Here is a 23,975-nt window from a genome sequence, read left to right as displayed (position 1 = left end):
ATATGGCAAGTAGAATACAACTTCAGCAATCACTGCAAAGACCTTATGATAGGTTGTTGTTTTCAAAGGATGTTTTGAGCCAAATATTTAATAGCAATTTTAAACTTCTGCAATCACCAGCTCCAGCATCTATACAGCCAACTGCGTCCGAGAAAAAGGTAATAAATACTATCTCAGTCTATGGGGCAATAACGCTGGAGGATGGAACGGAAGTAACCTGTTATGAAATTGCACTTCAATCGAAAGTCCGAATTGAACAGAGTAAGGTAGCCATTCAACAGTACGCAAGAAGACTTCTAATTTCCGGACAGGCTGCTTTGGTCAGTTTTGTTTCGCCTGATAATAAGAAGATTTGGAGATTGACATTGGTAGCCAAAGATAGCGAGCTTACCTCTGACGGCATCAAAGAAAAATCGACCAACGCAAAACGATATACGTTCTTATTGGGCCCTGGAGAAAGTTGCAAGACAGCAGCAGAGAGGTTTGAATCTCTATCAATTGAAAAAACAATTGATCTAAAAGCTCTTACAAAGGCCTTTTCAGTCGAGAGACTTAGCAAAGCATTCTTTGATGAATACAAGTTACACTATGAGAAGTTCCTCAAATATTTAGACCAATCAAACTGTAAGAAGTCGGCATTTAATGGAAATGAAAAGCTTATTCGAGACTTCGTTAAGAAACTTCTTGGGCGATTAGTTTTTCTCTCCTTCGTTCAAAAGAAGGGTTGGTTGGGAGCCAGCACAGTCGACTATAAGGATGGAGACCCTGAATTCTTAATGAATCTATATTTAACAAGCGGAGCAAATGAAACCTTTTACGAAAGATGGCTTAAAGTTTTGTTTTTCGACACATTAAATAATCACAAGGGAAGACCGAATGATGACTTTGCATTGCCAGATAAGAAAAAGGTGAAAATTCCTTTTCTGAATGGCGGCCTTTTTGACAAGGAAGATATTGATCAAAAGGTGCTCACTTTTGATCCAAAACTCTTTCACAATCCGGACAGCAATGAAGATCCAAAGCAACGGGGATTTCTTGACTTTTTACAAGCATTTAATTTCACAGTTCACGAAGATAGTCCAGACGATCACACCATTGCAGTTGACCCTGAGATGTTAGGACATATTTTTGAAAACCTCCTTGAAGACAACAAAGATCGGGGTACTTTCTACACTCCAAAGGAGATCGTTCACTATATGTGCCAAGAAAGTTTGATGGAATACATAGTGACAGAATCTGGACTTAAAAGAGACACTGTCGAAAGGTTAGTTCGATATAAGGAAGTAGATAAAATCGAAGCAGCCGTATTAATTCAAGTTGCAAGTATCCTGGACAGAGTCAAAATTTGCGACCCGGCAATTGGTTCAGGCGCATTTCCAATGGGACTTCTTCTGGAAATTTTCTCTATCAAAGAGGTAATAGCCTATGGAAGTAATTCAAGCTGGAATCCAGCAAGTGCAAAGGAGAAAATCATCCAAGGTTCTATTTATGGAGTGGACGTTGAAAAGGGTGCGGTGGATATTGCACGATTAAGATTTTGGTTGAGCCTTGTTGTCGATGAGGATAAGCCAAGACCATTGCCGAACCTCGATTATAAAATCATGCAAGGCGATAGCTTATTAGAATCTTATGAGGACTTGGATTTGTGCGTTAGAGTTGAAGAAGAGACAAAGCTCTTCAGGGATGAAAATAAATTTAGTAGGGAGGACATTGATCATCTTAAGTCGTTGGTAAAAAAGTATTTCGCAGCCGACAATAGCGAAGTAAAGAAAGAATTACAACATAGCATAGATGACATCGTCAGTAAGTTCATCAAAGGGCAGATTCAAGACAAAGTCAGACGGAATAATGATGCACTCAATGACATCGAGCTAAAGCTGGCCACGGCAAATAGACAAACCCCAAAGACGAATGCTGATAAGAAGAAGAAAGAAGACAGTCTGAAGAAACTTCGTAATATTTTGGATCGGATTCTTAAAGAACAAGAGCGATTGAAAGGAATCGAGAAAGACTTGAAGCAAATTCAGAAAAATAGAATATATCCGTACTTTCTTTGGCACTTATGGTTCTCTGACATTTTTGAAAAGACACTGCCTAATTAAGTGTGTAAGTGCTGGGTAACGACTAAGCAACTGCGTAAAGGTTTTATATTTTGCATCTGCCTTCGAAGATAGTTAAAAATTGATTTACGATTAGTGGCCAGTTTCTCACGGGCAAGGTCCATTTTTTGGTGATCTCCCGTAAAGCCAGGTACACCGCTTTCACCACCGCCTGGTCGTCAGGGAACGAAAGTTTGTTGTTGGTATACTTGCGGATTTTTCCGTTGAGATTTTCGATAATGTTCGTGGTATAGATCAGCGTTCGGATTTCGATCGGATAATCGAAGAAGTGCGTGAGGTTATCCCAATTCGTTTTCCACGACTTGATAGCATGCGGATATTTTTTGCCCCATGTTACTTCAAGCTGCTCTAAGGCTTGAGCAGCCAGCTCTTTGTTTGGTGCTCCGTAAACAGTCTTCAAATCGGCTACAAATTGTTTCTTGTCTTTCCAGACAACGTAGCGAAGCGCATTTCTGATCTGATGAACTACACAAATCTGGGTTACCGATTGGGTAAACACGCTGGTGATTGCATCGGTGAAGCCCTTCAGATTATCGGTGCTGGTGATGAGAATATCTTCCACGCCACGGCTTTTTAAATCAGTAAGTACACTTATCCAGAATGAAGCACTTTCGCTTTCACCCAGCCACATGCCCAATACTTCCTTAAACCCCTGAGCATTAAGGCCTACGGCCAGGTAAATGGTTTTGTTGATCACCTTCCCATTCTGCCGGACTTTGAATACGATCCCATCCATCCACACCACAAAGTACACCGATGAAAGAGGCCTGCTTTGCCACTCCGTTACCAACGTATGTACCCGCGAGGTAACGTTGGAAATAGTGGCATCCGAAACATTCACACCATAGATTTCCCGGATTTGTATTTCAATGTCGCGTACGCTCATACCCCGGGCATATAAGGAGATGATAATTTCTTCGATGCCTTCTACGAACCGGCTGCGCTTGGGAACCAGGACGGGCTCAAACGTGCTGTTCCGATCCCGAGGTACTTCTATCTGTAGTTCACCTCGCGTGGTCTTGATGGTCTTACGGGTTTTTCCGTTCCGTGAGTTCCCGGAGTTAATCCCTTCTGGTGAATGTTTGGCATAGCCCAAATGGCCATCGAGTTCACCTTCCAGCATTTGCTCCATGCCCTTTTTGAAAAGTTCATCGATAAAGCTGTTGAGGTCTTTCGAATTCTTAAATTGCTTGAGAAACTCAGGGGTGAGCATCTCTTTGAGTAGTGGGTGTTGTTCTTGATTTTCCATGGTAACTGTGTTTAAAGTTAAGTCTTTAAATGCAACCGATTCGGCTGAAAGTGGTACATTCCACATCCCCTTTCAGCAAGGCCGAATCGGGCCTTTACACAGTTGCTTAGTCGTTACCTTTGAAAACGGAGGATTCGATATTGTCATCGGTAATCCGCCATATATCCAATTGCAAAAAGACGGTGGTGATTTAGCTGATCTATATGAGAATGCTAATTATCAGACATTCGATAGAATGGGTGACATCTATTCACTATTCTATGAAAGAGGATGGCAACTTCTAAAACCTAACGGAAATCTCTGCTACATCACATCGAATAAGTGGATGAGAGCCGGGTATGGAGAGGGCACGCGGAGATTTCTTGCAAACAATGCAAACCCGACTTTGCTCATTGATTTTCCAGAACAAAAAATCTTCGAATCTGCAACGGTCGTAACGAATATTTTACTCTTTACAAAGGGCGCCAACAAGGGCAAAACATTTGCGTGTACGGTCACTGAGAAGGTGTTAAATAATTTGAGCGTTTTTATTAGACAACATGGGGTAGCCAGTGAATTTCATACGAAGGATACTTGGGCCATATTGTCTCCAATTGAGCAACGAATCAAGCGGAAGATAGAATTGACTGGAACACCACTCAAAGAATGGGAAATAGCCATCAATTATGGGATCAAAACAGGTTTCAATGATGCCTTCATAATTACTGGAAAAGAGCGAGCTGAATTGATAAAACTTGATCCAAAATCAGCCGAAATTATACGACCGATTTTGCGTGGCAGGGACATAAAGAGATACGCCAATAGCTTTGCGGATCTGTGGTTGATCAACACACACAATGGTATCAAGGAAAAGGGTTTAAAACCCATTCAGATAGAGGATTATCCTGCCATTAAAAAGCACCTGGATAAGTACTATACCGAGCTTGAAAAACGTGCAGACAAGGGTGACACTCCGTACAATTTGAGGAACTGTGCTTATATGGACGATTTTTCTAAACAGAAAATTGTTTGGGGGAATTTGAATCTTCGAGCGTCTTACACCCTAGCAGAGGAAGGCATGTTTGTTAATGCTCCATCGCCTATGATAGTGCCTGGTAATCCATATCTACTAGCCGTCTTGAATTCAACACTAGGTGATTATTACGTGAGAAATTTGGGAGTTATTAGAAATGGAGGCTACTTTGAATACAAGCCGATGTTCATAGAAAAATTGCCCGTTCCAGTTATTGACCAAGTGAAACAGAAACCTTTTGCGGACTTAGCCCTTCAAATTCTTGAGGCTAAAAAGTCTAATTTACAAACGGACGAACTTGAAAACCGGCTCGATCAAATGATTTTTGAACTCTACAAATTGTCAGATGACGAAATTGAATATCTCCTTTCAGGCTTCCGCCAAATCGAAGTGACTAATGAAGTTGATCTCGTCTGATGACAGTTCAAAGAGCGAAAAGATTATCTCATCAACCTGATTCTCAAGATCAGAGGTATCCAATCTCTGCTTTTTACGTTTTTGGATCTCCACTACCAATTGTCCTAATGCTATTTCATTGTGGCTTGAAGGCGAAAGGGGGATACAAATTTGTTCTATGTACTGCTTGATCCATCTCCTTGTCCCTACTCCAGATGTTGCTGCTATTTTTCCGAAGTACCATTCGCACAGTTTGGAATTAAGGAAAGAGAGAATGTATGGAAGTCTATCGCCAATCAGAAAGAAAACCGTGTTGTTTAAGTAATAGCCTTCGGTATCCAGACAAAAATTTGCGTGATCAGTTAACTCAATCCAAATGATTTTCTGTTTAGAAAAATCGTCCCAATAACTTATGCTATCCTGCGTCTCATACCACTTATTAGTGCTTGCTTTTCTGGCCTTTTCATTTTTTTTGAAGCTAATTCTTTCACCATTGATAACTATATTTTTCCCAGTTTGCTCTAAACGCCTTAGGCACCATTCTTCGAGATAATTATCTGCTACCCAGGAAAATCCATTCTTAATTAGCAAATCCTTCCCAAATGAGAGGAGATGATCCTTGACGGCAGGATAATCATCTATTTTATATTCTTTTGCTGGAAACAACGCGATCAGGTAACATTCTGCAAACTCGTATTTGTACCGAGCAATGTCTCGTCCTCTAAGAATCGGTCGTATAATTTCGGCTGATTTTGGATCTGCCTTGATTAGCTCTTCCTTTTTTTCCCGATTGATGACAAATGCATCATTGTAGCCAGTTAATACACCTCGAAATATTTGAATATCCCAATCCCTTAGCGGCACGCCTGCCAACTCAATTTTGTCCTTAATTCGTTGCTCAATGCTTGATAAGATTGCCCAGCTTTGGCTGGTAGAGAAGGTGGTAAAACCGCCATGTTGTCTAATAAAAACGCTAGTTTAAGTGCATAAAAAAATGGCTATATTTTCTATAGACAGTTTTGGTTTAAATTATACACTTCTCATTAATTAATTTAAACCTTGAACCCCTATGATCTACGGCTACATTCGTGTAAGCACCGACAAACAGTCTGTTGAAAACCAACGCTACGAAGTCAATCAATTCTGTGAAAAAAATGTCTTGGTTGTCGATAAATGGATTGAAGAAACTATCTCTGGCGCAAAGAATATCAACGAGCGAAAAATTGGCAAACTCCTAAAACGAATGAAAAAGGATGATGTCCTAATTTGCTCTGAGTTGTCCAGACTTGGAAGGAATTTGCTAATGATAATGGCTATTCTAAACGAGTGCATGAATCGAGAGATACAAGTTTGGACTATTAAGGACAATTATCGTTTAGGAAGCGACATCAACTCTAAAGTTCTTGCCTTTGCGTTTGGTCTTTCTGCTGAAATAGAGCGCAACCTAATTTCTCAACGAACCAAAGAGGCATTAGCCAGAAAAAAAGCTGAAGGCGTCATTTTAGGCCGACCTGTCGGAAGAAAGTCAGCCAAGACAAAATTGACAGGGCAAGAAAGGAAGATCAAAGAATTGCTGGATAAGAAAGTATCCTACAGTGCCATTGGAAGAATCTTAGGTGTACACAGACTTACCGTGTCCGGATTCGTTAGTAAGTGTGGATTAAGAGAGCTTTGTTAGTACGGAGTTATTAACGTCCCGTTAAATCTTTGGACTTCAGAATTCCTCCAAAATCTTTGGCTTGATTTGAGCACAAGTGTAAAATGCAGCTAATTAATTAGAGCAAAGCATGAAGATTTTAATTATTGAGGACGAAAAGCAATTAGCAAAGAGCGTGAAGGAATTTCTTCGCCAGGAGGGCTACGTTTGCGAAGTTGCCAGTACGGCTAGTGATGCGTTAGAGAGAGTCATCATGTTCGATTACGACTGCGTGCTTCTTGACATCACCTTGCCGGACGGTAACGGCTTAAAGATCCTTGAAAAACTCAAAGAGTATAATAAAAGCGATGGCGTGATTATTGTCAGTGCCAAAGACTCATTTGATGACAGGATCAAAGGGTTGAATTTAGGTGCGGATGACTATTTGACCAAGCCTTTTTACCTTCCGGAGCTTAGTGCTCGTGTATCATCCATAATTCGAAGAAAACGTTTTGACGGCAACAATAAAATCACCTTCAGTGAAATAACGGTTGACTTACTTGCCAAAAGTGTCAGTGTTAATAATAACGAAGTTGAATTGACGCGGAAGGAGTTTGACCTTTTAATTTTCTTGCTCTCTAACAAAAACAGGGTGTTATCGAAAAATGCCATCGCAGAACACCTTTCAGGGGATGACGCTGAGCTATTGAATAAGTTTGATTTCATTTATTCCCACATTAAGAATCTGAAAAAGAAATTAAATGATGCTGGGTGTCAAGACTATATTAAGACAGTGTACGGATTAGGATACAAATTCACAGCATGAGATTATTACAAGTTAGCCTACGCGCATTGCTTTTATATTCGCTTATCATTGTGCTGATAAGCATTCCGGTTTCTATTTTTACCATCCGGGAAATCCTCAGCGAGGAAGTTGATGAGTCCCTCGCATTGCATTCTGACCAATTCGTAAAGCACATCAAGAACTATGAATACCTTGAAGACCTGGATTTGGATTTAAAAATCTGGGATCAGCTATCGTATGATGTTATATTAGAGCCAACAACTGAATCTTTACCAACCAGGCGCTACGAAACCGTGGTCATGTATGATAGCGCGGCTAAGGAATCAAATTCATTCCGGACTCTAACTTCGTCTGTCGTTATAAAAGACAAGCCATACCTTTTGACGATACGCTTATCGTTGGTAGATAATAATGAATTGCTTATCACCTTAGGCGCGGTGCAGATTACTCTTATCGTGATCCTTGCCGCAGGATTATTGCTCCTAAATCGGTCCCTCTCGAAAAAGCTATGGAGACCATTTTATCGCACCCTCAATCAACTTAAAGCATATGAGCTTGATAAAAGCGAATTAATAACTCCGGAAAAAACTGACATAATCGAATTTGATGACCTGAATAAGACGGTCAGTCATCTTACTGAAAGAAACAGGAAGGTATACCTGGAGCAAAAGGAGTTTATTGAGAATGCATCTCATGAACTTCAAACCCCGCTGTCTATTTTCCAGTCGAAGCTTGATACTTTGATGCAGATACCCGGACTCAATGAAGCGGGGGCCGCAACCATTCTTGAGCTTGAAGAAACTGCCATGAGGATGTCAAAACTCAACAAGAACCTTCTATTGTTGAGCAAGATTGATAACAATCAATTTACCGAACAAGTGGAAGTTGATGTGGCGATGATGGCGAATAAGCTACTCTCAAATCTTCAGTCGATGTCCGATTTGGGGAGCATATCAATTCAGAAGAAGATTGACCCGCTGACAACTAAGGCCAATGGTACATTAATTGAGGTGCTTCTCTCAAACCTATTCCACAATGCCATTCGTCACAGCAACAGTAATGGCAAAGTAAGTATTGAAATTTCAAACGGTACTCTAACCGTAGCCAATACCGGCAGTCCAATGAAAATGGATGCCTCCAGAATGTTTGATCGTTTCAGCAAAGAAAGCAAGGACGAGAATAGTTCTGGTCTCGGGTTGGCAATAGTTAAACGCATATGCGATGCTTGCTCCTACAAGCTGAGCTACTCCTTTTTTGACGGAATTCACACGTTCACAATTATTTTTTAAAATCACACAAATGCGAAAATCGGTTCTATTTTTTCTATTGGTATGTTCAACGGTTACCTTTTCTCAGGTAAAAAGTGTCACCGTATCTGGCGTGTTGAAAGACCACTTATCGAAAAGTGGTCTGGCTTATGTGAATGTGATTATCAAGAATGAAAAGGACAGCTCGTTTGTATCGGGTGCGGTCTCAACAGATGATGGTAGTTTTTCGATAACCAATCTATCACCAGGTAATTATATTCTGGAAACATCACTCGTGGGCTATAACACATTAAGTACATCAATGGTTGTGGGCAAATTCAGTGAATATATCGACCTCGGAATAATTGAGCTAATGGAGAATGTCACAGCTCTTAACGAAATTGTTGTGTCCGGTACAAGGGATGCCGTTTCTGAGACTTTAGATAAAAAAATTTTCTCGGTGTCAGACAATGTCAGCCAGAGCGGAGGTTCACTGCTTCAGGTTATGCAAACACTACCCGGAGTAACTGTAAGCCAGGAGGGAACAGTGCAATTGAGAGGAAGTAACAAGGTGGTTGTACTGATTGATGGAAAGCAAACTGCGCTTACAGGTTTTGGCAATCAACGCGCTCTTGAAAATATTCCAGCATCGGCAATTGAAAAGATAGAAGTCATCAACAATCCATCTTCTAAGTACGATGCCAATGGCAATGCTGGAATTATCAATATTATTTATAAGAAAGACGTAAGAGAGGGATTTAACGGCCAGGTCGGCTTAGCGGGTGGCTTAGGTGCTCTATGGATCAAGGAAAAGAATTATCCGACAATCCGCGAACAATATCAAGCAACACCCAAGATCAACCCTTCTGTTTCGATTAACTACAGAAAGAAAAAACTAAATCTCTTTCTCCAGGCTGATGACCTTTATACGAAAACTTTGAACAAGAATGAGTTTGTTGACAGATATTATGAAAACGGAGATACTATCCGGCAACAGACTATGCGAAACCGGACTACCAATATCATAACAGCTAAAGGTGGCTTTGATTGGTATTTAAATGAACGTAACACTATCACCGTATCAGGCCTTGTTAGCAGGGAAAAGATTCTGGATGAAGGAGATGAGCCTTTTTTCAATGCGGATTTTTCTGAGCGATTGAGACTCTGGCAATTTCTGGAAGATGAAGTAAAAACAACGGGCACTGAAATGGCCACATGGCAGCATAAGTTTAAGCAACCTGGCAGGTTACTTAATGTTGGTGTGAACTACACTTTTCATAGGGAAGATGAGAAATATTTTTTCACCAACATCACTCCCAACTATACGGGTCTCGACTCATTTAAATTGATCTCCGATGAGCATGTTGGGGATTTCAACATTGATTACTCGCATCCACTCAAATACGGACGATTTGAGACAGGTATTAAATTTAGAAACAGATATATACCTACCAACATGCAGTTCATTCCAGGATTGAATTCTCCCTTGGATGTGAGTGCTGGCGGTTGGGCAACGTACAGTGAAAAAATACCAGCCATCTACGGCAACTATTTTGTTGAAAATAAAAATTTTGAAATTGAAGCTGGCTTACGGGTAGAGTACGTTAACATCTACTATGACGTAAATCCCGATCATAATACCTATAAGAGTGATGGGTATAGCTACACGCAACCATTTCCCAATCTGAGGCTAGCTTACAAGGCGAATGGTAATAATACATTCTCAATATTCTACAACCGAAGAGTAGACAGACCGAACGAGGTTGATATCCGCATATTTCCTAAATACGATGATGTTGAAATAATCAAAGTTGGTAACCCTGGACTTCGCCCTCAGTTTACGAACTCGTTCGAGTTGGGCTACAAATCAAGTTGGAGCAATGGCTATCTTTATTCAGCACTTTACCATAAGCGTATGGAATCAACTATTACGCGTATTGGGAGCATTGTGCCCGGCAGTACTCTGATTTATAACATATTTCAAAACGCAGGGGACAGCTATTCAACAGGGTTGGAACTAATTGTATCTCACAATATAGGGAAGTGGGCAACCTTCAATTTCAATGTGAATGGCTACCAAAATGTTATTGAGGCATTCACGGTTGTTAACAAATATCCGGAGGAAAACACTTTCTCGGCTGAGAAGCAGAAGGCGTTTTCAGGAAGCCTGAAATTAAATGGTCTCTTTCATTTGAATGGAAACTACGACCTTCAATTTAACACTGTATATATGGCTCCGGATGTTGTGCCCCAAGGGAAAACTTACTCACGTTTCTATGTTGACTTTGGAATTAAAAAAGCTGTTCAACAAGGGAAGGGCGAAATATATCTGAACGCAACTGACATTGCTAACACCCTTCGAATCAAACGCGAAGTTGATGGCGATGGCTTCAGGTATGTAAGTACGGACTACTTTGAAACACAAGTCGTTCGAATCGGATATACGTTTAAATTTTAGAGATTAAGCCAAACACTTGAGATATGCAGACCTGGATCATCTATGCAATTCTGGCAATGATTTTTGCAGGACTTACTTCTGTATTGGCAAAATATGGTCTTCAAAACATCAGTGCCGACTTTGGACTCGGAATCAGGACAACCGTGATTTTTGTAATCATTGCAGTCATCAATTTATTTGGGGAAAAGTACAAGGAAATTGTCAACCTCACCGGATTACAAATACTGCTACTGATTGCATCGGGTATTACTACAACCCTTAGTTGGATTTTCTACTACAGAGCGATGAAAGACGGCTTGGTCTCGTATGTGGCTGCGATAGACAAGGCCAGCATCCTCATTACTCTGCTATTATCTTTCCTGCTGTTAAAAGAGCCAGTAACACCAAAAATTTTGATTGGTGCCTTCCTTATTTTCATAGGCATGATTGTACTTGTTTGGAAATAATTTTCGCGGAATTATTCAAATCCAGAATTGCTCCAAAATGTCTTTGTTGATTTAGTCAATATCTAAATCAATCAACCATGAAAAAAACAATGATCGCTTCGCTACTAGTGTTTCTGGCAGTTCATGCTCATGCCCAAAAGCTTGACAGTAAAGATGTGCCTGCTGGTGCCAAAAACAACCTGGCCAAAAAATATTCTGGAAAAAATGCAAACTGGGAAAAGGAGGATGACAAATATGAGGCAAGCTTTAAACAAAAAGGCGAAGAAGTATCCGTTCTTTTTGATGCAGCCGGCAATATTCTTGAAACCGAAACAGAAATTAACAAAAAGGATCTCCCCTCTGCAATTCTAGCCACACTGAAGAAGGACTACTCAGAGTATGAAATAGAAGAAGCTGCTAAGATTGATGCCAATGGCGCAATTACTTATGAGGTTGAAGTAGAGATTGGAGAGCAAACGTTCGATCTTATTTTCGATGTGGAAGGCAAATTGCTTAAAAAAGAATTGAAGCAACAAGAGGATAAGGATTAAGTTTTTTTCCCTACAGAATCCCTACAAAATCACACCGTATTCTTGCGTGATGAAACTGACAAGACCGGAGCTTGTCTTTTGATTTTGTCAAATAGATACCATTTAAAATGCATCAGCTTTTCTCAAGTGCTGTCTTCCCATGAAATACTTTCTTAGTTGCCTGCTCATCTTACTATTTATTAAGATCAATTATTTATTTGCACAGATCCAACACGCTAATGATACTCTTGTATCAACCAATTTAACCTATACTCAGGGATTATTTAGATCGAAGTCTTTTCAAAGGGCAGTAATTGTTCCTACGATATTGATAGCGAGTGGGCTCTACGCCAGTACCGATAATGATGTGATCAACAACCTGGAGGTACAGGAGGAGCGCAATGAGTGGGCACCAGCGTTTCATCATGGTGCGGACGATTACATTCAGTACGCGCCTATTGCGGCAGTTTATGGCCTAAATATTTTGGGGATAAAGGGGAAAAATGACTTGAAGAACCGAACATGGTTGCTGATAAAAACCGAATTGCTGATGGGAGCAATGGTTTATTCACTCAAGAAGATCACGACTGTTCCCCGACCAGATACAGGCCAGCCAAGCTCATTTCCATCCGGACACACAGCCCAGGCATTCGCAGCAGCAACGTTTATGGCAAAAGAGTATGGATATAAAAGTGTCTGGTATAGCATCGGGGCATACACCGTTGCAACGGGGGTTGGTGTCATGCGGGTAATGAACAACAGGCACTGGGCTTCAGATGTTCTTGCTGGCGCTGGTATCGGAATATTGTCTACTAACATAACCTATCTGCTCCACAGAAATATTCCAACCAAAAGAAACAAAAGCACGGCAGTGTGGACACCCGCTTTCAACTACGGGAGCATGGGGGCATGCCTAATCATAACTATAAACTAATAATGAGTTTCCGCTTAAAGATATTCGGTTTTGAGTTAGAGTTACGAGTTTCAAGTGCAACTTTTGAAGAGGCGGAAAAGTTTGTTAAAAAACTCCTTGCTGAAAGATTGAAACCTGAATTTACATTTCACAATCTGCAACACACATTGAATGTGATGGATGCCGCATCGCAGCTCAGTGTGTTGGAGAAGGTTAGTGATAAAGAGAAAGAGATAGTAAGATTGGCAGCCTTGTTTCACGACACGGGCTTTACACGCGTGTACAATTTTCACGAAGACGAAAGCATACACATCGCTTCTACCTATTTGACCAAGTATGGTTATCCTAAAGAGGACATGGAACAAGTGGTTAAATGTATTCAGTCAACGAAGCGTGGCGCAGAAGCTCAATCCAAATTGGAAATGATAATACAAGATGCGGATATGGCTCACCTGGCAAGTGAGCACTATTTCAGTTTGCTCCCAGCCCTTCGCAAAGAGTTGAAGGTGCTTCAAGACCAGGATTTCACTGACGAGGAGTGGTTTAAGCAGAATCTGGATTTCCTCCTTTCACACTCTTACAAAACAGACTCTGCAAAAATGCTTTGGGATGAAAGTAAGAAAAAAAATGTTCAAGCCAATAAGCAGTTGGTAATTTTTCTCTAATTCCTTTTTGTGCTTAGAATCAGATTTCTTGTGTAGGGGACAATTGCCATACCTTGTGCGAGTAGCAGAACAGGATCACGTCTGTAAATGGAGTAGATAATCACAAGAACTCCGCCTGATATACTCAGCCACCAAAAGCCTGTTGGTAGTATAGACTGCTTTTGTTTTTCTGAATAGTACCATTGGTAAAGGAACCTAAGGTTAAGGAATACCTGACCAACAGCGCCCACAAGTAGGAAACCATTCATATCCTGAAATAGTGCAGTTGTAAAACTAACTTCGTGCGCCATTCCCAACGTCCATAACATACATATCGGTGGGATGGAGGCAAGAAAAAACCTCAATACTCCAGAAAGTTTAGGCCAATCTCCCTTTAGCTGGAGATTTCTTATGTAGATAACATAAGAAATAATTTGACCGACTATTATCACGATGTCAGTTCGCAGAATACCGTAGACAAGAAATATTGCTGAACCTGCAAGACTGAATTTCCAAAATAGACTGGGTGAAACTGATTCCCTTCTTTTCTCTGCAATCCACCATTGAATCACGATGCGGATGCCGAACAGCAATTGTGCGAGGAATCCTACTCCAAAAATCCAATAAGTTCTAATTATCTCCATTTCAATTGTAATACACTTTCCATTTCTCAAAATCTTTATGAATCCATCTTCCAACTAATAGTGAATCCAATTTTGCCGGCAATTCATTCTTGACAATCACCACAGATTGTTTTGACAATATGGTTTTAAAGTGTTGAAGGCTAGTCCGATCATTTACATCAATCAAATAATTTTTCCATTGGTCGTCAGGTTCAAATTGTGTTTCGCGTTTTAGTGAACGGTCGCCCGCGTAAACGGAGATTATCTCCTTGTCAAGTTCAAAAGCAACAGAGGGCAGTAGCTCGTCATAAGCGATAATTGTTCTGTCGTGAAGCCCCTGCTGCTTAATGAAGGATGTTACGGTTGCCAGTGAATTGACTTCATTAGCATTAAGGCTGAAGAACTGAGAAGAAAACAGGATCAGATTGATTGTGAAAAGGGTACTCGCCAATAAGACAGCAAGTTCGCGTTGTAATATTAGAAACCATACTACTAGACAAGCAACCAATGTAAAACTAGAGGAAATGTAAAGAGTGTTATTGAAGTTAAATCGTGAGAAAAAAATTGGGATAGAGATTAGGCATAGATTGATAATTATAGGTATAGCCAAAAAGAACTTAAATAGGATTTTCGATATTCCGCCAGCAAGAAAATATCCAGCAGCCAAGCTAAAACCAATGGAAAGAGGCAGGATATAGAGCACCAGTTTGGAACTTGAAATAGAGAAGACTATGAGTGGAAGCAGTATCCACCAAAGGAGCAAACGATTTATCATTCTTCGATCATCCCCTGTTGCTTTCTTGGCTAGAATGCCTCCAATAAAAATAATGATCCACGGAAGTGTGACCAATGGAATGATAGGTAAATAATAATACCAAGGTTCTTTCCTCGCAAAAACTTCTGCATTTGCAAGTCTGTCAACAAAATGACGGAAGAAGAAGTAGTCGGCAAAGCGTGAGTCTTCGGCTACAAGAAATGCAAACCAGGAAAATCCCACCGTTACGAATATCAGCAATGCGATGGTTCCCTCATTTATTTTGATACGGGCATGGTTCCACATGCTCGCAATTGCCAAGACAGGAACGATAAAAATAACTGGCCCTTTGACAAGAAATCCTACGCCCAAAGCAAATGCCATTCCATAGAGGAAAAGAACTTTCTTGCTTTCAATGAACTTGAGCCCGTAGAAGAGACTGAGCAGGACGAATGTGGTTAAGTATGAATCGGTAGTTAATCCTCTCACAGAAATTAACGTAAGCGGCAAAGTGGCGTACACAAGCGCACAGTAACCAGCGATTTCCTTATTCTTAAATAAAAGTCTGGCTATTCGGAATAGAAGGAGCACCTGAACACCAAATGATAGTACTAAAAAGAAACGGGCTGCGAAGGCATTGACTCCGAATATTGAGAAAGCTGTTGCTGTAACCCAATAAGTAACTGGGGGTTTATGGTAATGATGGATGTTCAATAGACTTGGATGTAGCCAATCACCCGAGCGATACATCTCACGGCTTATTTCAGCATACCGCGCTTCGCTCGTCTCGATCACACCCCATAAATTCCCAGTCAACAACATGAAAATACAAAGGATTGCAACTGCAATAGGAATCTTCTTATCGGGCGAGTTCGTCATGTTCCTGAGCCATTTCGTGGCTCAATTTCTTTATGTTATAGTGAATGAAATTACGTTGCATCCAACGGAACACAAAGGCATCTATGAGTGGACCAAGCATTCTATTCATGAGGTTGTACTTAGCCTTTCCTGCAACTCGGGGGAAATGCTTAATTGGAACTTGCTTTACTCTTCCGCCTAGTAGTATTACCATATCGGGGATAAACCGGTGCATCCCTTTAAAAAAAGGCATTTGCTTGGCTACGTCCGTGCGCATAATTTTTAGCGGACATCCAGTGTCAATGATTTCATCTTCAAGGAGCCATTGCCTGAATGAGTTGGCTATCAGCGATGAGAGCCTCTTTACAAGGGTATCTTTGCGATTTTCGCGATAACCCATTACCAGTTCATACTCATATTTGAACTCAAGCAATTTTTCAAAATCGGAGGGTGATGTCTGCAGATCTGCATCCATGTATCCAATAAACTTGGTATTACAATGATCTATGCCGGCTTTCAAGGCGGTACTCAATCCACTGTTTCGCTCAAGAGAAATAAAAGAATACCGGCTGTCGATGCTGCAAATTTTTTCAATCCTTTCAGCACTACTATCAGTAGATCCATCGTTGACGAACAAGACATGAATTGAAAATTTGATCCGGTTAAGAAATTCTGTTATCGCCAGAAAAAGAGGTTCAAGACACGCCTCTTCGTTATATACAGGAATAATAATTGTAAGCGAATCCTCCATACCATTTTGTAAACCCCGGACACCACCATTTCGGCTTTTCCACGTGGATTGTTGAGCAATAGTAAATCAAGATTCTGGAGAGATTCTGTAAAAAAAGCGGGTTTTTGACCATAATGCATGGTATAGCCAACTCCCTTCAACGTTTTTTAAGTTTAATTCGACTCCATTTGAACATTTTTCCAACTCTTGCATGAATCTGTCTTTGTCATTTCATTTCATTCATAATCGAATGAAATCGTGAAAATTCATTCACAATAATTAACAATCGTTCAAAACCATTGAACTTCACTTCTTATAGGGTACATAATTGCAGAAACGAAAAAGAAATATGGTGAAGGATGGCAATGTGACGAAGGAAAGAATTTTTGTTTTGCGACCGCTTACGCATAAGCAACTCGCGCAGATGTATGGAGTAAGTTGGTTGACATTTCAGAATTGGATCAAGCGTGTGGAGAATGAAGTGGGTAAAAAGACCGGCCACTTCTACCACGTCCCGCAGGTAAGAAAAATCTTTCAGCTCTTTGGAATGCCAAAGCTGATAAACATGACGCTCAGCGAATTTGAAAAGCTATTCGCTCTTGAAAAACAATAGAGCCTCTAAATAGCCTTTTTGAGTTGTTCCTTCAACAGCACCAAGTCTCCTTCAAGAGCGTTAATACGCTCATATAATCCCGAAGGCTCAGGAGCCTGGCGTGTCAGTTTCATTTTGAATTTCCAGACCTCCTTGATGTTTTCGACTGGCAAAGGAAACGTTGGGTATTGCGGGTCTTTGTTGTCAGACTTGCAAATAATGACACCACCTTTGTCCAGGTAGTTGAGGCAGCGCTTCAAAACGATGTTGTCGACTTCTTGCGCGTTGTTTACAAGAACATAGACAAAGCCATCACGTATGTCCTCGATCCGTTCCACAAATTCCGCGATAACAATGTCGCCTGGGTAAAAACCTTGCCTGTCAGCGAGCATACTGTACCCACTCACCTCAAACGCACGAAAGGAGCCGTGACCAAGTCCAGGGAGCCAAAAAGCCGGAAGGTTTTCTATAAACTCCTGTTGTTGCGCTCCTACCAAGTAACCAGCTTGGGCTTTTATTGGCACTAACACAATGTTGTCTTTTCCGGTATTGTCCACTGTGGACAAAACAATCCGAACCTCTCGCAAACCACCTGTCTTGGCAGGCTTTGCATTGCCTGTTAGATGATCCCAAGTTGTTGAGTAATGCTTTACAATCTTATCAATTGTCTCTAAAGAGGGATATATTTGGCCGCTCTCTATTTGCGATACAGCAGACCTGCTCAAATCCACAGAAGCCCCGAATTCCTCCTGAGAAAGGCCTTTTTCAAGTCTTAATGCCTTAATTTGGTTGCCTACGACATCTTTTGACAGCATAAATTAATTTGTTTAGTAAAACTTGACAATATTAGTCAGTATTACTTAACATTGCAAACTGACCACGTAAATAATAAAGACAAACATATATGAAGCGCGAGATCACAAAAACCGAGGAAACCGGAAACAAACCAGAAATCTTTGTATTGAAACCCTACAATCACAAGCAACTGGCGGACTTCTACGGTGTGTGCTGGTTAACGTTTCAGCGTTGGGTAAAGAAGCACGATGAAGAAATCGGAAAGAAGAACGGCCACTTCTACAGTATTAAGCAGGTACTTATTATCTTCAAGATATTCGGAATGCCTAAACGGTTCAAGGTGTCGTTGTCGGAAGTAGAGGAGATGTTTAAGGCTGCGTAAATCAGTAACGCTTAAATGGACTGAACGCATCCCTTTGCAAAGGATGAATTTTCCTGAAAGTGATATAAGTAATAATAGGTCTCATCGCCCGTAAGCCTTGATGATGCTTTACAAAGGCAAAGATTCGCATTGAGACACGAGTGTCAATTAAAAGCCAACGATATTAAATTCCTATCTTTGTTTTCCCGACAATTGAATATGAAAAGGCAATGCCTGGAATTACTTTTAACTTCTGGTCAGTCATAATTCTTCTTGGAGGAGCACAAGGCCTATTTATATCTTTTTACCTCTTAACAAAATCCGAAAACCGTGACGCCAATAAGTGGCTTGCTTTTCTTCTTGTAGCAATTTCACTCCACCTTTTTGAATACGGGGCAGATATTTCAGGCATAGCTCTGATGTATCCTTTTTTGCTTGCTTCAACATATCCATTGCTTTTTTGCTTAGGGCCATTCTACTACATATACTGTCATTACCTCTTAGATAAGAATTATGAAGTCACGATTAAAAGCCTACTGCATTTTGTACCGGCTCTTTTAGTATTGTTTATGATGATGCCCTTTTATACAATGCCGGCAAACCAAAAAATCAATTTCATATTGAACCTTGAAACAAACGGCAACTTGGCAATTCCGGCAGAACAGCTTGCCTTTATGGCAATACACGTTCTGCAAACCGTCATTTATGTTTATACGGCATACAAATTCATTGCAAAAAAAGAAGAAGAACTAAAGGAATTTTCATCGAATGTATTGGTAGTAAAAAATATAAGCTGGCTTAATAATTTTAGTTTGTATTTCGGGATTTACCTCCTGCTCTATTTTTTGCTCGTCTTAGCCCTAACATTTCTTAATTCATATCAGTTTGAAATGGATTATATAATGCTTCTCATTACATCTTTTTCACTTTATGCGATTGGATATTCAGCTTTTCAAAGTCCAGAAATTTTCAGATCATTTCCCGACCTTGAATATAGTCGTTTAGCGCCAAGCATCTCAACACCGCATACTGAACTTAAAAGCAGTATTAGAATACAGGAGATAAAAGAAAAGCTTTTGCAGTATATGGAAACCGATAAACCCTATCTCAAAAGCGATTTAAAAATTTCTGAATTGGCTGATTCCCTTTCCGTACCCTACTACCAGCTTTCGCAGCTTATTAATGATGAGTTCCTCGTCAATTTTTATGATTTCATTAACAAATACCGGATTGAAGATGCCAAAAAATTGCTACTTCAGGAAGGCAGTAATTATAAAATACTAGCTATTGCCTATGAAGTTGGGTTCAACAGCAAGGCTACTTTTAATCGGGTCTTTAAGAAATTTACCGACCTCACTCCATCCCAATTTAAGGAGAAGTTCTCACTACCATTGTCAAGTCGTGAAGTGTCAGGGTAATCAATTGAGGCCTGATTTAGGTCTCAAAGCTTGAGATTATCAGGGATCAACGTATCAACTTCTAAATTGAGACGACAAGTAGGCCCTTATTAAGAATCTTAAATTTATTTTCTAATTCGAATAATTTGAATCTCTGTCTTAAACAAATTTTTGTTCAGGATACATTGTCTAACTAAGTTAAATCATGAATACCCCAGTTAACTATTGGATATACATACCATTTTTATTAGCTTTTTTTCAGGGGCTAATTACCGCAGCATCTGTATTTAAAAGCAGTCAGAACAGGCATCTCGCATTACTCATCATACTGCTTTCATTAGGTGCATTAATGGATACAGGTATTTTAAAGGAAGAAAGCCGACTTATCCAAATTTTATGGAATGGCAACGAGTTCCTATTTGGTCCATTGATGTTCCTGGCAATTAATTGTCAGTTAGCAACACCAGTAAAAAATAGGGCAATCCATTTTTATGCTTTTATTCTGATGAAACTAATGGTAATAACCATTGTTTCACAGCCTTCAGTAGCTTCTTCTATAACAGAATGGTTAGGTCTTTTTTTTTCACTGTTACTTTGCCTTCATGGTCTATCGTACACAGTCTATTGCCTGTATCTGTTGTATAAAGTCGACAGTAAAAAGCACGATAAAGAGTTGAAGTGGTTGCAGTTGTTGGTTTGGATGTTTTTATGTGCCTGGTTAGTTGCACTTATTTCCAAAATTATTAAGCCGTTTGATGTTATTTGGGCAGCAAACCTTTTTTACATAGTTTATTGCACCGTTTTGATAATTATTTACTACCTCTCCTTTATTATTACAGACAGGATATTCTCTTCCAGCAAAAATAGAGCAAAAGACAGTGCTAATGAATTTGAAATAATGACACCTGTTAAAAGTGGTGAAATAGTAAGCAAAGACAAAAGAGCATCTGTACAGAAATATTCCAAATCATCTCTAACTAAAGAGCAGATAGCTGAATATGCAGCAACAATAAACGCTTATTTTGAAAAGGAGAAACCTTATCTTGATTTTGAGTTCAGCTTCAGCCAGCTCTCGCAGGTTTTAAATATTAGTACGCATCAGTTATCCCAAACATTTAATGAGAGTTTTGGCAAAACATACCCTCAGGTAATAAAAGAACTCCGCATTCAGGAAGCCGTTAAGCGTCTTCAGGATGAAAAGTATGCACACCTTTCAATTTATGGTATTGCTCTTGATTGTGGGTTTAACAGTAAAAGCCTATTTAACCAGGCTTTCAAAGAAATTACCGGATTTACCCCCACAGGTTTTAAAAAGGCCAAAAAATTCCTTTAAATAGACGGCCTTTGTATTTCAGGATGTTCAATCTGATCGGATAGGACATTTAACTGAAGGAGGACCCACAATTTTGGGCTCAGACAAAAAAAGTTTACATCTAAACAATGAAACAATGAGCTCATTAGACAGGTCATTCTCAAAAATTCTCTTAGCGGCATTTTTGCTTCAGGTAAGTACTACCTGCTATTGCCAAAAAGGCCAACTGATTCGCGACAGTATTGTGAGTAAATCTCTTGCCAATACACTTACGGGTGAAAATGCGGTAAGGCAAGTGGCTGTATACCTCCCTCCGGGATATAATACTTCCACCAAACGGTTTCCTGTTTTGTACTTATTGCACGGAATTGGTGATGACCAGGAAACTTTTACAGGTGATACAACAAGATATAATAACATACAAGATTTGATGAATGCTGGCATTGCAGCCAAAAAATTTGGTGAAATGATAATTGTAATGCCCAACGAAAAAACCAACTGGTTTGGCAGTTTCTATAGTAATTCAACAGCCACAGGTAATTGGGCCAATTTTACAGCAATAGAATTAGTCAGGTATATTGATTCAAAATACAGGACTATTCCCAACGAAAATTCCAGGGCGGTGGCAGGGCATTCAATGGGCGGCTATGGCGCCATCACATTGGCAATGACGTACCCTGAGGTGTTTAGTGTTACGTATGGCATGAATTCAGCCTTTATTTGCTTTTGCGGAGAAATAAAACCTAGTAACCCTGATATCGTGAAATTTGTAAAGTCAACCAGCTATGAAGATCTATTAGAAACGAAAAGCCTAATAGCAATTGGTATGTTGACAGTTTCTCAGGCATTTTCCCCTAACACTAACAATCCACCTTTTTATGCAGATAAGCCTTATAAAATGGTTGGAACAAAACTAATACCCGATACAAATACCTACAATAAATGGATTGCTAATAATCCGGTGCAAATGGCTGAGAGGTTCAAAAGCAATTTGGCAAAATTAAAAGCTATAAAATTTGATTCGGGTAGCGAAGATGAATTTCTCTTTATTGTAGAAAACAACAGGTTGTTTTCTAAGAAACTAACGACCCTCAAAATTCCACACCAATTTGAAGAGTATAATGGAGATCACCGCAATCGACTTTGGGGGTTAAGAGGCAGGATTTACAATGATATGATCCCTTTTGTTTTTGAAAACACGGTGCATTAGAGTAATCATGTACTGCGGCCTCTTTATTAATAGCCTGATGCCTGATTTTGGACTTAAATCTACAAAGAGCAGGTATCAACTTCTAAGTTGAGGCGACAAACGTGTCTCGAATCTCCATTTTGTATCGGTAATACAATACAAAAAATCACATATTAATCCATTTTGAAAAAAGCCAAAGAAAATATCCATGCAACCGAAGTGCTATTTCACATTAAGTGTTCTTTTTTTTGTATTAAATGCCAATGCAGTCGGTCAGGTTTCTGATTCAGAAATAGACAAGAATACCGCAACAATGCTTAAAAGAAATACTGGCAAGATTGTCTTTATCCAAGATAATATTGAACAGAGTAGAACCCGTGAATCTGACTTTTTGAATACATATACTTTAACTGACAGTAGCACACTCTACTTCAGGTTCTTTATTAATAACTCTTTAGTTAAATGTATTCGAAAGCTTGAACCATCTTTAGATAGTCAAGACATTGAGGAGTCGGGCTCCTTCCAAATTACTTATTTCGTGGATAACAAAAAGATTTATACAGAATTGCTGTTCCCTTCCTTATTGAGCTCTACTGAAAAAAATGAAGAAACCATGTTTACATGGTCTATACAAAGGCCCGAACCGGGGTTTCTATGGACGCGGTTCTTGCTGAATGGAGGGGAAGAAGTGTTGACCGATGGAAAACATGTTTTAAAATTACAAATTCACCCCTATTGGCTAAAAAATAGCCGCTCTAAAACTGGCAGTGTGATCGCAAAAGGTGAAATCAATTTGCAGATAGTTAGGCCACATATCAACAATAAACTGGCCGCAGTTCAAACAATAGAACAAGACAATGACTGGAAAATTTCTTCTGAAACATATGATAAAGAAAAAATTGAGGAGCTAAACAGGAAAATACTGCAAAACAGGTTTAAAAAAATAAAAAGCATTGTGGTGATAAAAAGCGGACAACTTCTTATTGAAGAGTATTTCAATGGAAGCAGCCGAGACAGTCTTCATGATACCCGTTCAGTAGGTAAAACATTTGGTTCTGCTTTAATGGGTATTGCAATATCAGATGGGTATATAAAAAATATTGACCAAACTCTTTCATCGTTTTACAATTTAAAGACATTTTCAAATTACAGTACCTATAAGGATTCCGTGAGCCTGCGTCAACTTATAACAATGACTTCTGCTTTCAAGGGTAATGATGATGATGAAAATTCTCCTGGGAATGAGAGTAACATGTATGATAAAAGTAACTGGGTAGAGTGGACACTTAATCTTCCTATTGATAGCAACAGAATTAAGAATCGAACATGGGCCTATTTTACAGCAGGCTCTATGCTGCTTGGAGATATAATAAATAAAAGTGTTCCTGGAGGGATGAAAATCTATGCTGATAATAAACTCTTTATGCCTTTAGGCATAAGTAATTATAAATGGGTGTATACACCACAAAATGTACCATCAACCGCTGGAGGTATAAGATTAAGGTCTTTAGACATGGCAAAGTTTGGTTTTGTATACCAGAATAAGGGGATTTGGAATCAGCGACAAATCATTCCCAAAAATTGGGTTGAAGAATCACTAAAATCATATCATTCTACGGGGTCATCATCGGGATACGGCTACTTATGGTGGCAGAAAATATATGAAGTAAGTGGAAAGAAATATGAAACGTACTTTTGTACAGGCAATGGTGGCAATAAGATTTATGTATTTAGGGAAATTCCTGTTGTAATAGTCATTGCAGCGGAAGCCTTTAATACTCCTTACATGCATTTGCAGGCAGACAGAATAGTGGATAAGTATCTATTGCCTTCTCTTCTGGGACAGTAATTTGAAGAAAGAATAAATAACAACAGGTTAGATTTAGTTCGAAGTTCAAGATAACCAGTCAATCAGGACAGACAACTGTT

General features: G+C 39.7%; 22 protein-coding genes. 16 read left to right on the top strand and 6 right to left on the bottom strand.

Features of this window, described 5'->3' with window-relative positions; genetic code table 11:
* The first annotated feature begins 2 nt into the window (after positions 1-2).
* The gene (locus tag HRU69_02995; GenBank protein ID QOI96513.1) at positions 3-2,102 is read left to right on the top strand and encodes a hypothetical protein; all 2,100 of its coding nucleotides are present in this window, start codon (positions 3-5) and stop codon (positions 2,100-2,102) included.
* Positions 2,103-2,145: 43 nt separating this feature from the next.
* Here HRU69_02995 and HRU69_02990 read toward each other — a convergent pair whose 3' ends face one another.
* Complete coding sequence (locus HRU69_02990) at positions 2,146-3,333, bottom strand: IS256 family transposase (protein ID QOI98806.1); 1,188 nt, start codon at positions 3,331-3,333, stop codon at positions 2,146-2,148.
* Positions 3,334-3,367: 34 nt separating this feature from the next.
* On the opposite strand from HRU69_02990, the gene HRU69_02985 reads away from it, so the two are divergent.
* Positions 3,368-4,798, top strand: a complete 1,431-nt coding sequence (locus tag HRU69_02985; protein QOI96512.1) for a class I SAM-dependent DNA methyltransferase — start codon at positions 3,368-3,370, stop codon at positions 4,796-4,798.
* Here HRU69_02985 and HRU69_02980 read toward each other — a convergent pair.
* Positions 4,751-5,743, bottom strand: a complete 993-nt coding sequence (locus HRU69_02980; protein ID QOI98805.1) for a class I SAM-dependent DNA methyltransferase — start codon at positions 5,741-5,743, stop codon at positions 4,751-4,753. The two genes, HRU69_02985 and HRU69_02980, sit on opposite strands and share 48 nt — an antisense overlap.
* A 103-nt stretch (positions 5,744-5,846) precedes the next feature.
* Here HRU69_02980 and HRU69_02975 point away from each other — a divergent pair, with 103 nt between their 5' ends.
* The 8 genes from HRU69_02975 to HRU69_02940 all read left to right on the top strand — a co-directional run bounded on the left by HRU69_02975 (position 5,847) and on the right by HRU69_02940 (position 13,456).
* Complete coding sequence (locus tag HRU69_02975) at positions 5,847-6,455, top strand: master DNA invertase Mpi family serine-type recombinase (protein QOI96511.1); 609 nt, start codon at positions 5,847-5,849, stop codon at positions 6,453-6,455.
* A gap of 109 nt (positions 6,456-6,564) precedes the next feature.
* Positions 6,565-7,239 (top strand): response regulator transcription factor, encoded by a 675-nt coding sequence (locus HRU69_02970; GenBank protein QOI96510.1) that lies wholly within the window; start codon positions 6,565-6,567, stop codon positions 7,237-7,239.
* Positions 7,236-8,507, top strand: a complete 1,272-nt coding sequence (locus HRU69_02965; protein ID QOI96509.1) for a HAMP domain-containing histidine kinase — start codon at positions 7,236-7,238, stop codon at positions 8,505-8,507. Before HRU69_02970 ends, HRU69_02965 begins: the two co-directional genes overlap by 4 nt.
* Before the next feature lie 10 nt (positions 8,508-8,517).
* Positions 8,518-10,923: a TonB-dependent receptor gene (locus tag HRU69_02960; protein ID QOI96508.1), complete on the top strand. Its 2,406-nt coding sequence runs from the start codon at positions 8,518-8,520 to the stop codon at positions 10,921-10,923.
* A 23-nt stretch (positions 10,924-10,946) separates the two neighbouring features.
* Positions 10,947-11,369, top strand: a complete 423-nt coding sequence (locus HRU69_02955) for an EamA family transporter (GenBank protein QOI96507.1) — start codon at positions 10,947-10,949, stop codon at positions 11,367-11,369.
* Between the two features lie 77 nt (positions 11,370-11,446).
* Positions 11,447-11,899, top strand: a complete 453-nt coding sequence (locus tag HRU69_02950) for a PepSY-like domain-containing protein (GenBank protein QOI96506.1) — start codon at positions 11,447-11,449, stop codon at positions 11,897-11,899.
* A 139-nt stretch (positions 11,900-12,038) separates the two neighbouring features.
* Positions 12,039-12,812: a phosphatase PAP2 family protein gene (locus HRU69_02945; GenBank protein ID QOI96505.1), complete on the top strand. Its 774-nt coding sequence runs from the start codon at positions 12,039-12,041 to the stop codon at positions 12,810-12,812.
* A 2-nt stretch (positions 12,813-12,814) separates the two neighbouring features.
* Entirely contained in the window at positions 12,815-13,456 is a 642-nt protein-coding gene (locus tag HRU69_02940; protein QOI96504.1) for an HD domain-containing protein, read from the top strand.
* Here HRU69_02940 and HRU69_02935 read toward each other — a convergent pair.
* The 3 genes from HRU69_02935 to HRU69_02925 are packed head-to-tail and all read right to left on the bottom strand — an operon-like array spanning position 13,453 to position 16,421.
* Entirely contained in the window at positions 13,453-14,079 is a 627-nt protein-coding gene (locus HRU69_02935; protein QOI96503.1) for a lipid-A-disaccharide synthase N-terminal domain-containing protein, read from the bottom strand. The two genes, HRU69_02940 and HRU69_02935, sit on opposite strands and share 4 nt — an antisense overlap.
* Before the next feature lies 1 nt (position 14,080).
* Entirely contained in the window at positions 14,081-15,691 is a 1,611-nt protein-coding gene (locus tag HRU69_02930; protein ID QOI96502.1) for a glycosyltransferase family 39 protein, read from the bottom strand.
* Entirely contained in the window at positions 15,672-16,421 is a 750-nt protein-coding gene (locus tag HRU69_02925; GenBank protein ID QOI96501.1) for a glycosyltransferase family 2 protein, read from the bottom strand. Before HRU69_02925 ends, HRU69_02930 begins: the two co-directional genes overlap by 20 nt.
* Before the next feature lie 328 nt (positions 16,422-16,749).
* On the opposite strand from HRU69_02925, the gene HRU69_02920 reads away from it, so the two are divergent.
* Entirely contained in the window at positions 16,750-17,013 is a 264-nt protein-coding gene (locus tag HRU69_02920; protein QOI96500.1) for a helix-turn-helix domain-containing protein, read from the top strand.
* Positions 17,014-17,018: 5 nt separating this feature from the next.
* Here the strand turns inward: HRU69_02920 and HRU69_02915 are convergent, their stop codons facing one another.
* Entirely contained in the window at positions 17,019-17,807 is a 789-nt protein-coding gene (locus HRU69_02915) for a LexA family transcriptional regulator (GenBank protein QOI96499.1), read from the bottom strand.
* Positions 17,808-17,896: 89 nt separating this feature from the next.
* Between HRU69_02915 and HRU69_02910 the strand changes: the two genes are divergently transcribed.
* The 5 genes from HRU69_02910 (at position 17,897) to HRU69_02890 (ending at position 23,895) form a co-directional block, all read left to right on the top strand.
* The gene (locus HRU69_02910; GenBank protein QOI96498.1) at positions 17,897-18,169 is read left to right on the top strand and encodes a hypothetical protein; all 273 of its coding nucleotides are present in this window, start codon (positions 17,897-17,899) and stop codon (positions 18,167-18,169) included.
* A gap of 209 nt (positions 18,170-18,378) precedes the next feature.
* A complete protein-coding gene (locus HRU69_02905; protein QOI96497.1) occupies positions 18,379-19,566 on the top strand; it encodes an AraC family transcriptional regulator in 1,188 nt (395 codons plus the stop codon).
* Positions 19,567-19,750: 184 nt separating this feature from the next.
* The gene (locus HRU69_02900; GenBank protein ID QOI96496.1) at positions 19,751-20,878 is read left to right on the top strand and encodes an AraC family transcriptional regulator; all 1,128 of its coding nucleotides are present in this window, start codon (positions 19,751-19,753) and stop codon (positions 20,876-20,878) included.
* 115 nt (positions 20,879-20,993) lie between these two features.
* The gene (locus HRU69_02895; GenBank protein QOI96495.1) at positions 20,994-22,067 is read left to right on the top strand and encodes an esterase family protein; all 1,074 of its coding nucleotides are present in this window, start codon (positions 20,994-20,996) and stop codon (positions 22,065-22,067) included.
* A 187-nt stretch (positions 22,068-22,254) separates the two neighbouring features.
* Positions 22,255-23,895: a serine hydrolase gene (locus HRU69_02890; protein QOI96494.1), complete on the top strand. Its 1,641-nt coding sequence runs from the start codon at positions 22,255-22,257 to the stop codon at positions 23,893-23,895.
* Positions 23,896-23,975 lie beyond the last annotated feature (80 nt).

The sequence above is a fragment of the Flammeovirgaceae bacterium genome (assembly GCA_015180985.1).
Taxonomy (GTDB): Bacteria; Bacteroidota; Bacteroidia; order Cytophagales; family Cyclobacteriaceae; genus UBA2336.
The sequence above is the reverse complement of the archived record's forward strand: the minus strand, read 5'-3'. Positions and strand labels throughout refer to the sequence as shown.

Bases quoted from the DNA above. Each gene is read 5' to 3' on its own strand.
- HRU69_02995 (QOI96513.1), top strand. From the start codon at position 3: ATGGCAAGTAGAATACAACTTCAGCAATCACTGCAAAGACCTTATGAT.
- HRU69_02990 (QOI98806.1), bottom strand. From the start codon at position 3,333: ATGCTCACCCCTGAGTTTCTCAAGCAATTTAAGAATTCGAAAGACCTC.
- HRU69_02985 (QOI96512.1), top strand. From the start codon at position 3,368: ATGGTAACTGTGTTTAAAGTTAAGTCTTTAAATGCAACCGATTCGGCT.
- HRU69_02975 (QOI96511.1), top strand. From the start codon at position 5,847: ATGATCTACGGCTACATTCGTGTAAGCACCGACAAACAGTCTGTTGAA.
- HRU69_02970 (QOI96510.1), top strand. From the start codon at position 6,565: ATGAAGATTTTAATTATTGAGGACGAAAAGCAATTAGCAAAGAGCGTG.
- HRU69_02965 (QOI96509.1), top strand. From the start codon at position 7,236: ATGAGATTATTACAAGTTAGCCTACGCGCATTGCTTTTATATTCGCTT.
- HRU69_02960 (QOI96508.1), top strand. From the start codon at position 8,518: ATGCGAAAATCGGTTCTATTTTTTCTATTGGTATGTTCAACGGTTACC.
- HRU69_02955 (QOI96507.1), top strand. From the start codon at position 10,947: ATGCAGACCTGGATCATCTATGCAATTCTGGCAATGATTTTTGCAGGA.
- HRU69_02950 (QOI96506.1), top strand. From the start codon at position 11,447: ATGAAAAAAACAATGATCGCTTCGCTACTAGTGTTTCTGGCAGTTCAT.
- HRU69_02945 (QOI96505.1), top strand. From the start codon at position 12,039: ATGAAATACTTTCTTAGTTGCCTGCTCATCTTACTATTTATTAAGATC.
- HRU69_02940 (QOI96504.1), top strand. From the start codon at position 12,815: ATGAGTTTCCGCTTAAAGATATTCGGTTTTGAGTTAGAGTTACGAGTT.
- HRU69_02935 (QOI96503.1), bottom strand. From the start codon at position 14,079: ATGGAGATAATTAGAACTTATTGGATTTTTGGAGTAGGATTCCTCGCA.
- HRU69_02930 (QOI96502.1), bottom strand. From the start codon at position 15,691: ATGACGAACTCGCCCGATAAGAAGATTCCTATTGCAGTTGCAATCCTT.
- HRU69_02925 (QOI96501.1), bottom strand. From the start codon at position 16,421: ATGGAGGATTCGCTTACAATTATTATTCCTGTATATAACGAAGAGGCG.
- HRU69_02920 (QOI96500.1), top strand. From the start codon at position 16,750: ATGGTGAAGGATGGCAATGTGACGAAGGAAAGAATTTTTGTTTTGCGA.
- HRU69_02915 (QOI96499.1), bottom strand. From the start codon at position 17,807: ATGCTGTCAAAAGATGTCGTAGGCAACCAAATTAAGGCATTAAGACTT.
- HRU69_02910 (QOI96498.1), top strand. From the start codon at position 17,897: ATGAAGCGCGAGATCACAAAAACCGAGGAAACCGGAAACAAACCAGAA.
- HRU69_02905 (QOI96497.1), top strand. From the start codon at position 18,379: ATGCCTGGAATTACTTTTAACTTCTGGTCAGTCATAATTCTTCTTGGA.
- HRU69_02900 (QOI96496.1), top strand. From the start codon at position 19,751: ATGAATACCCCAGTTAACTATTGGATATACATACCATTTTTATTAGCT.
- HRU69_02895 (QOI96495.1), top strand. From the start codon at position 20,994: ATGAGCTCATTAGACAGGTCATTCTCAAAAATTCTCTTAGCGGCATTT.
- HRU69_02890 (QOI96494.1), top strand. From the start codon at position 22,255: ATGCAACCGAAGTGCTATTTCACATTAAGTGTTCTTTTTTTTGTATTA.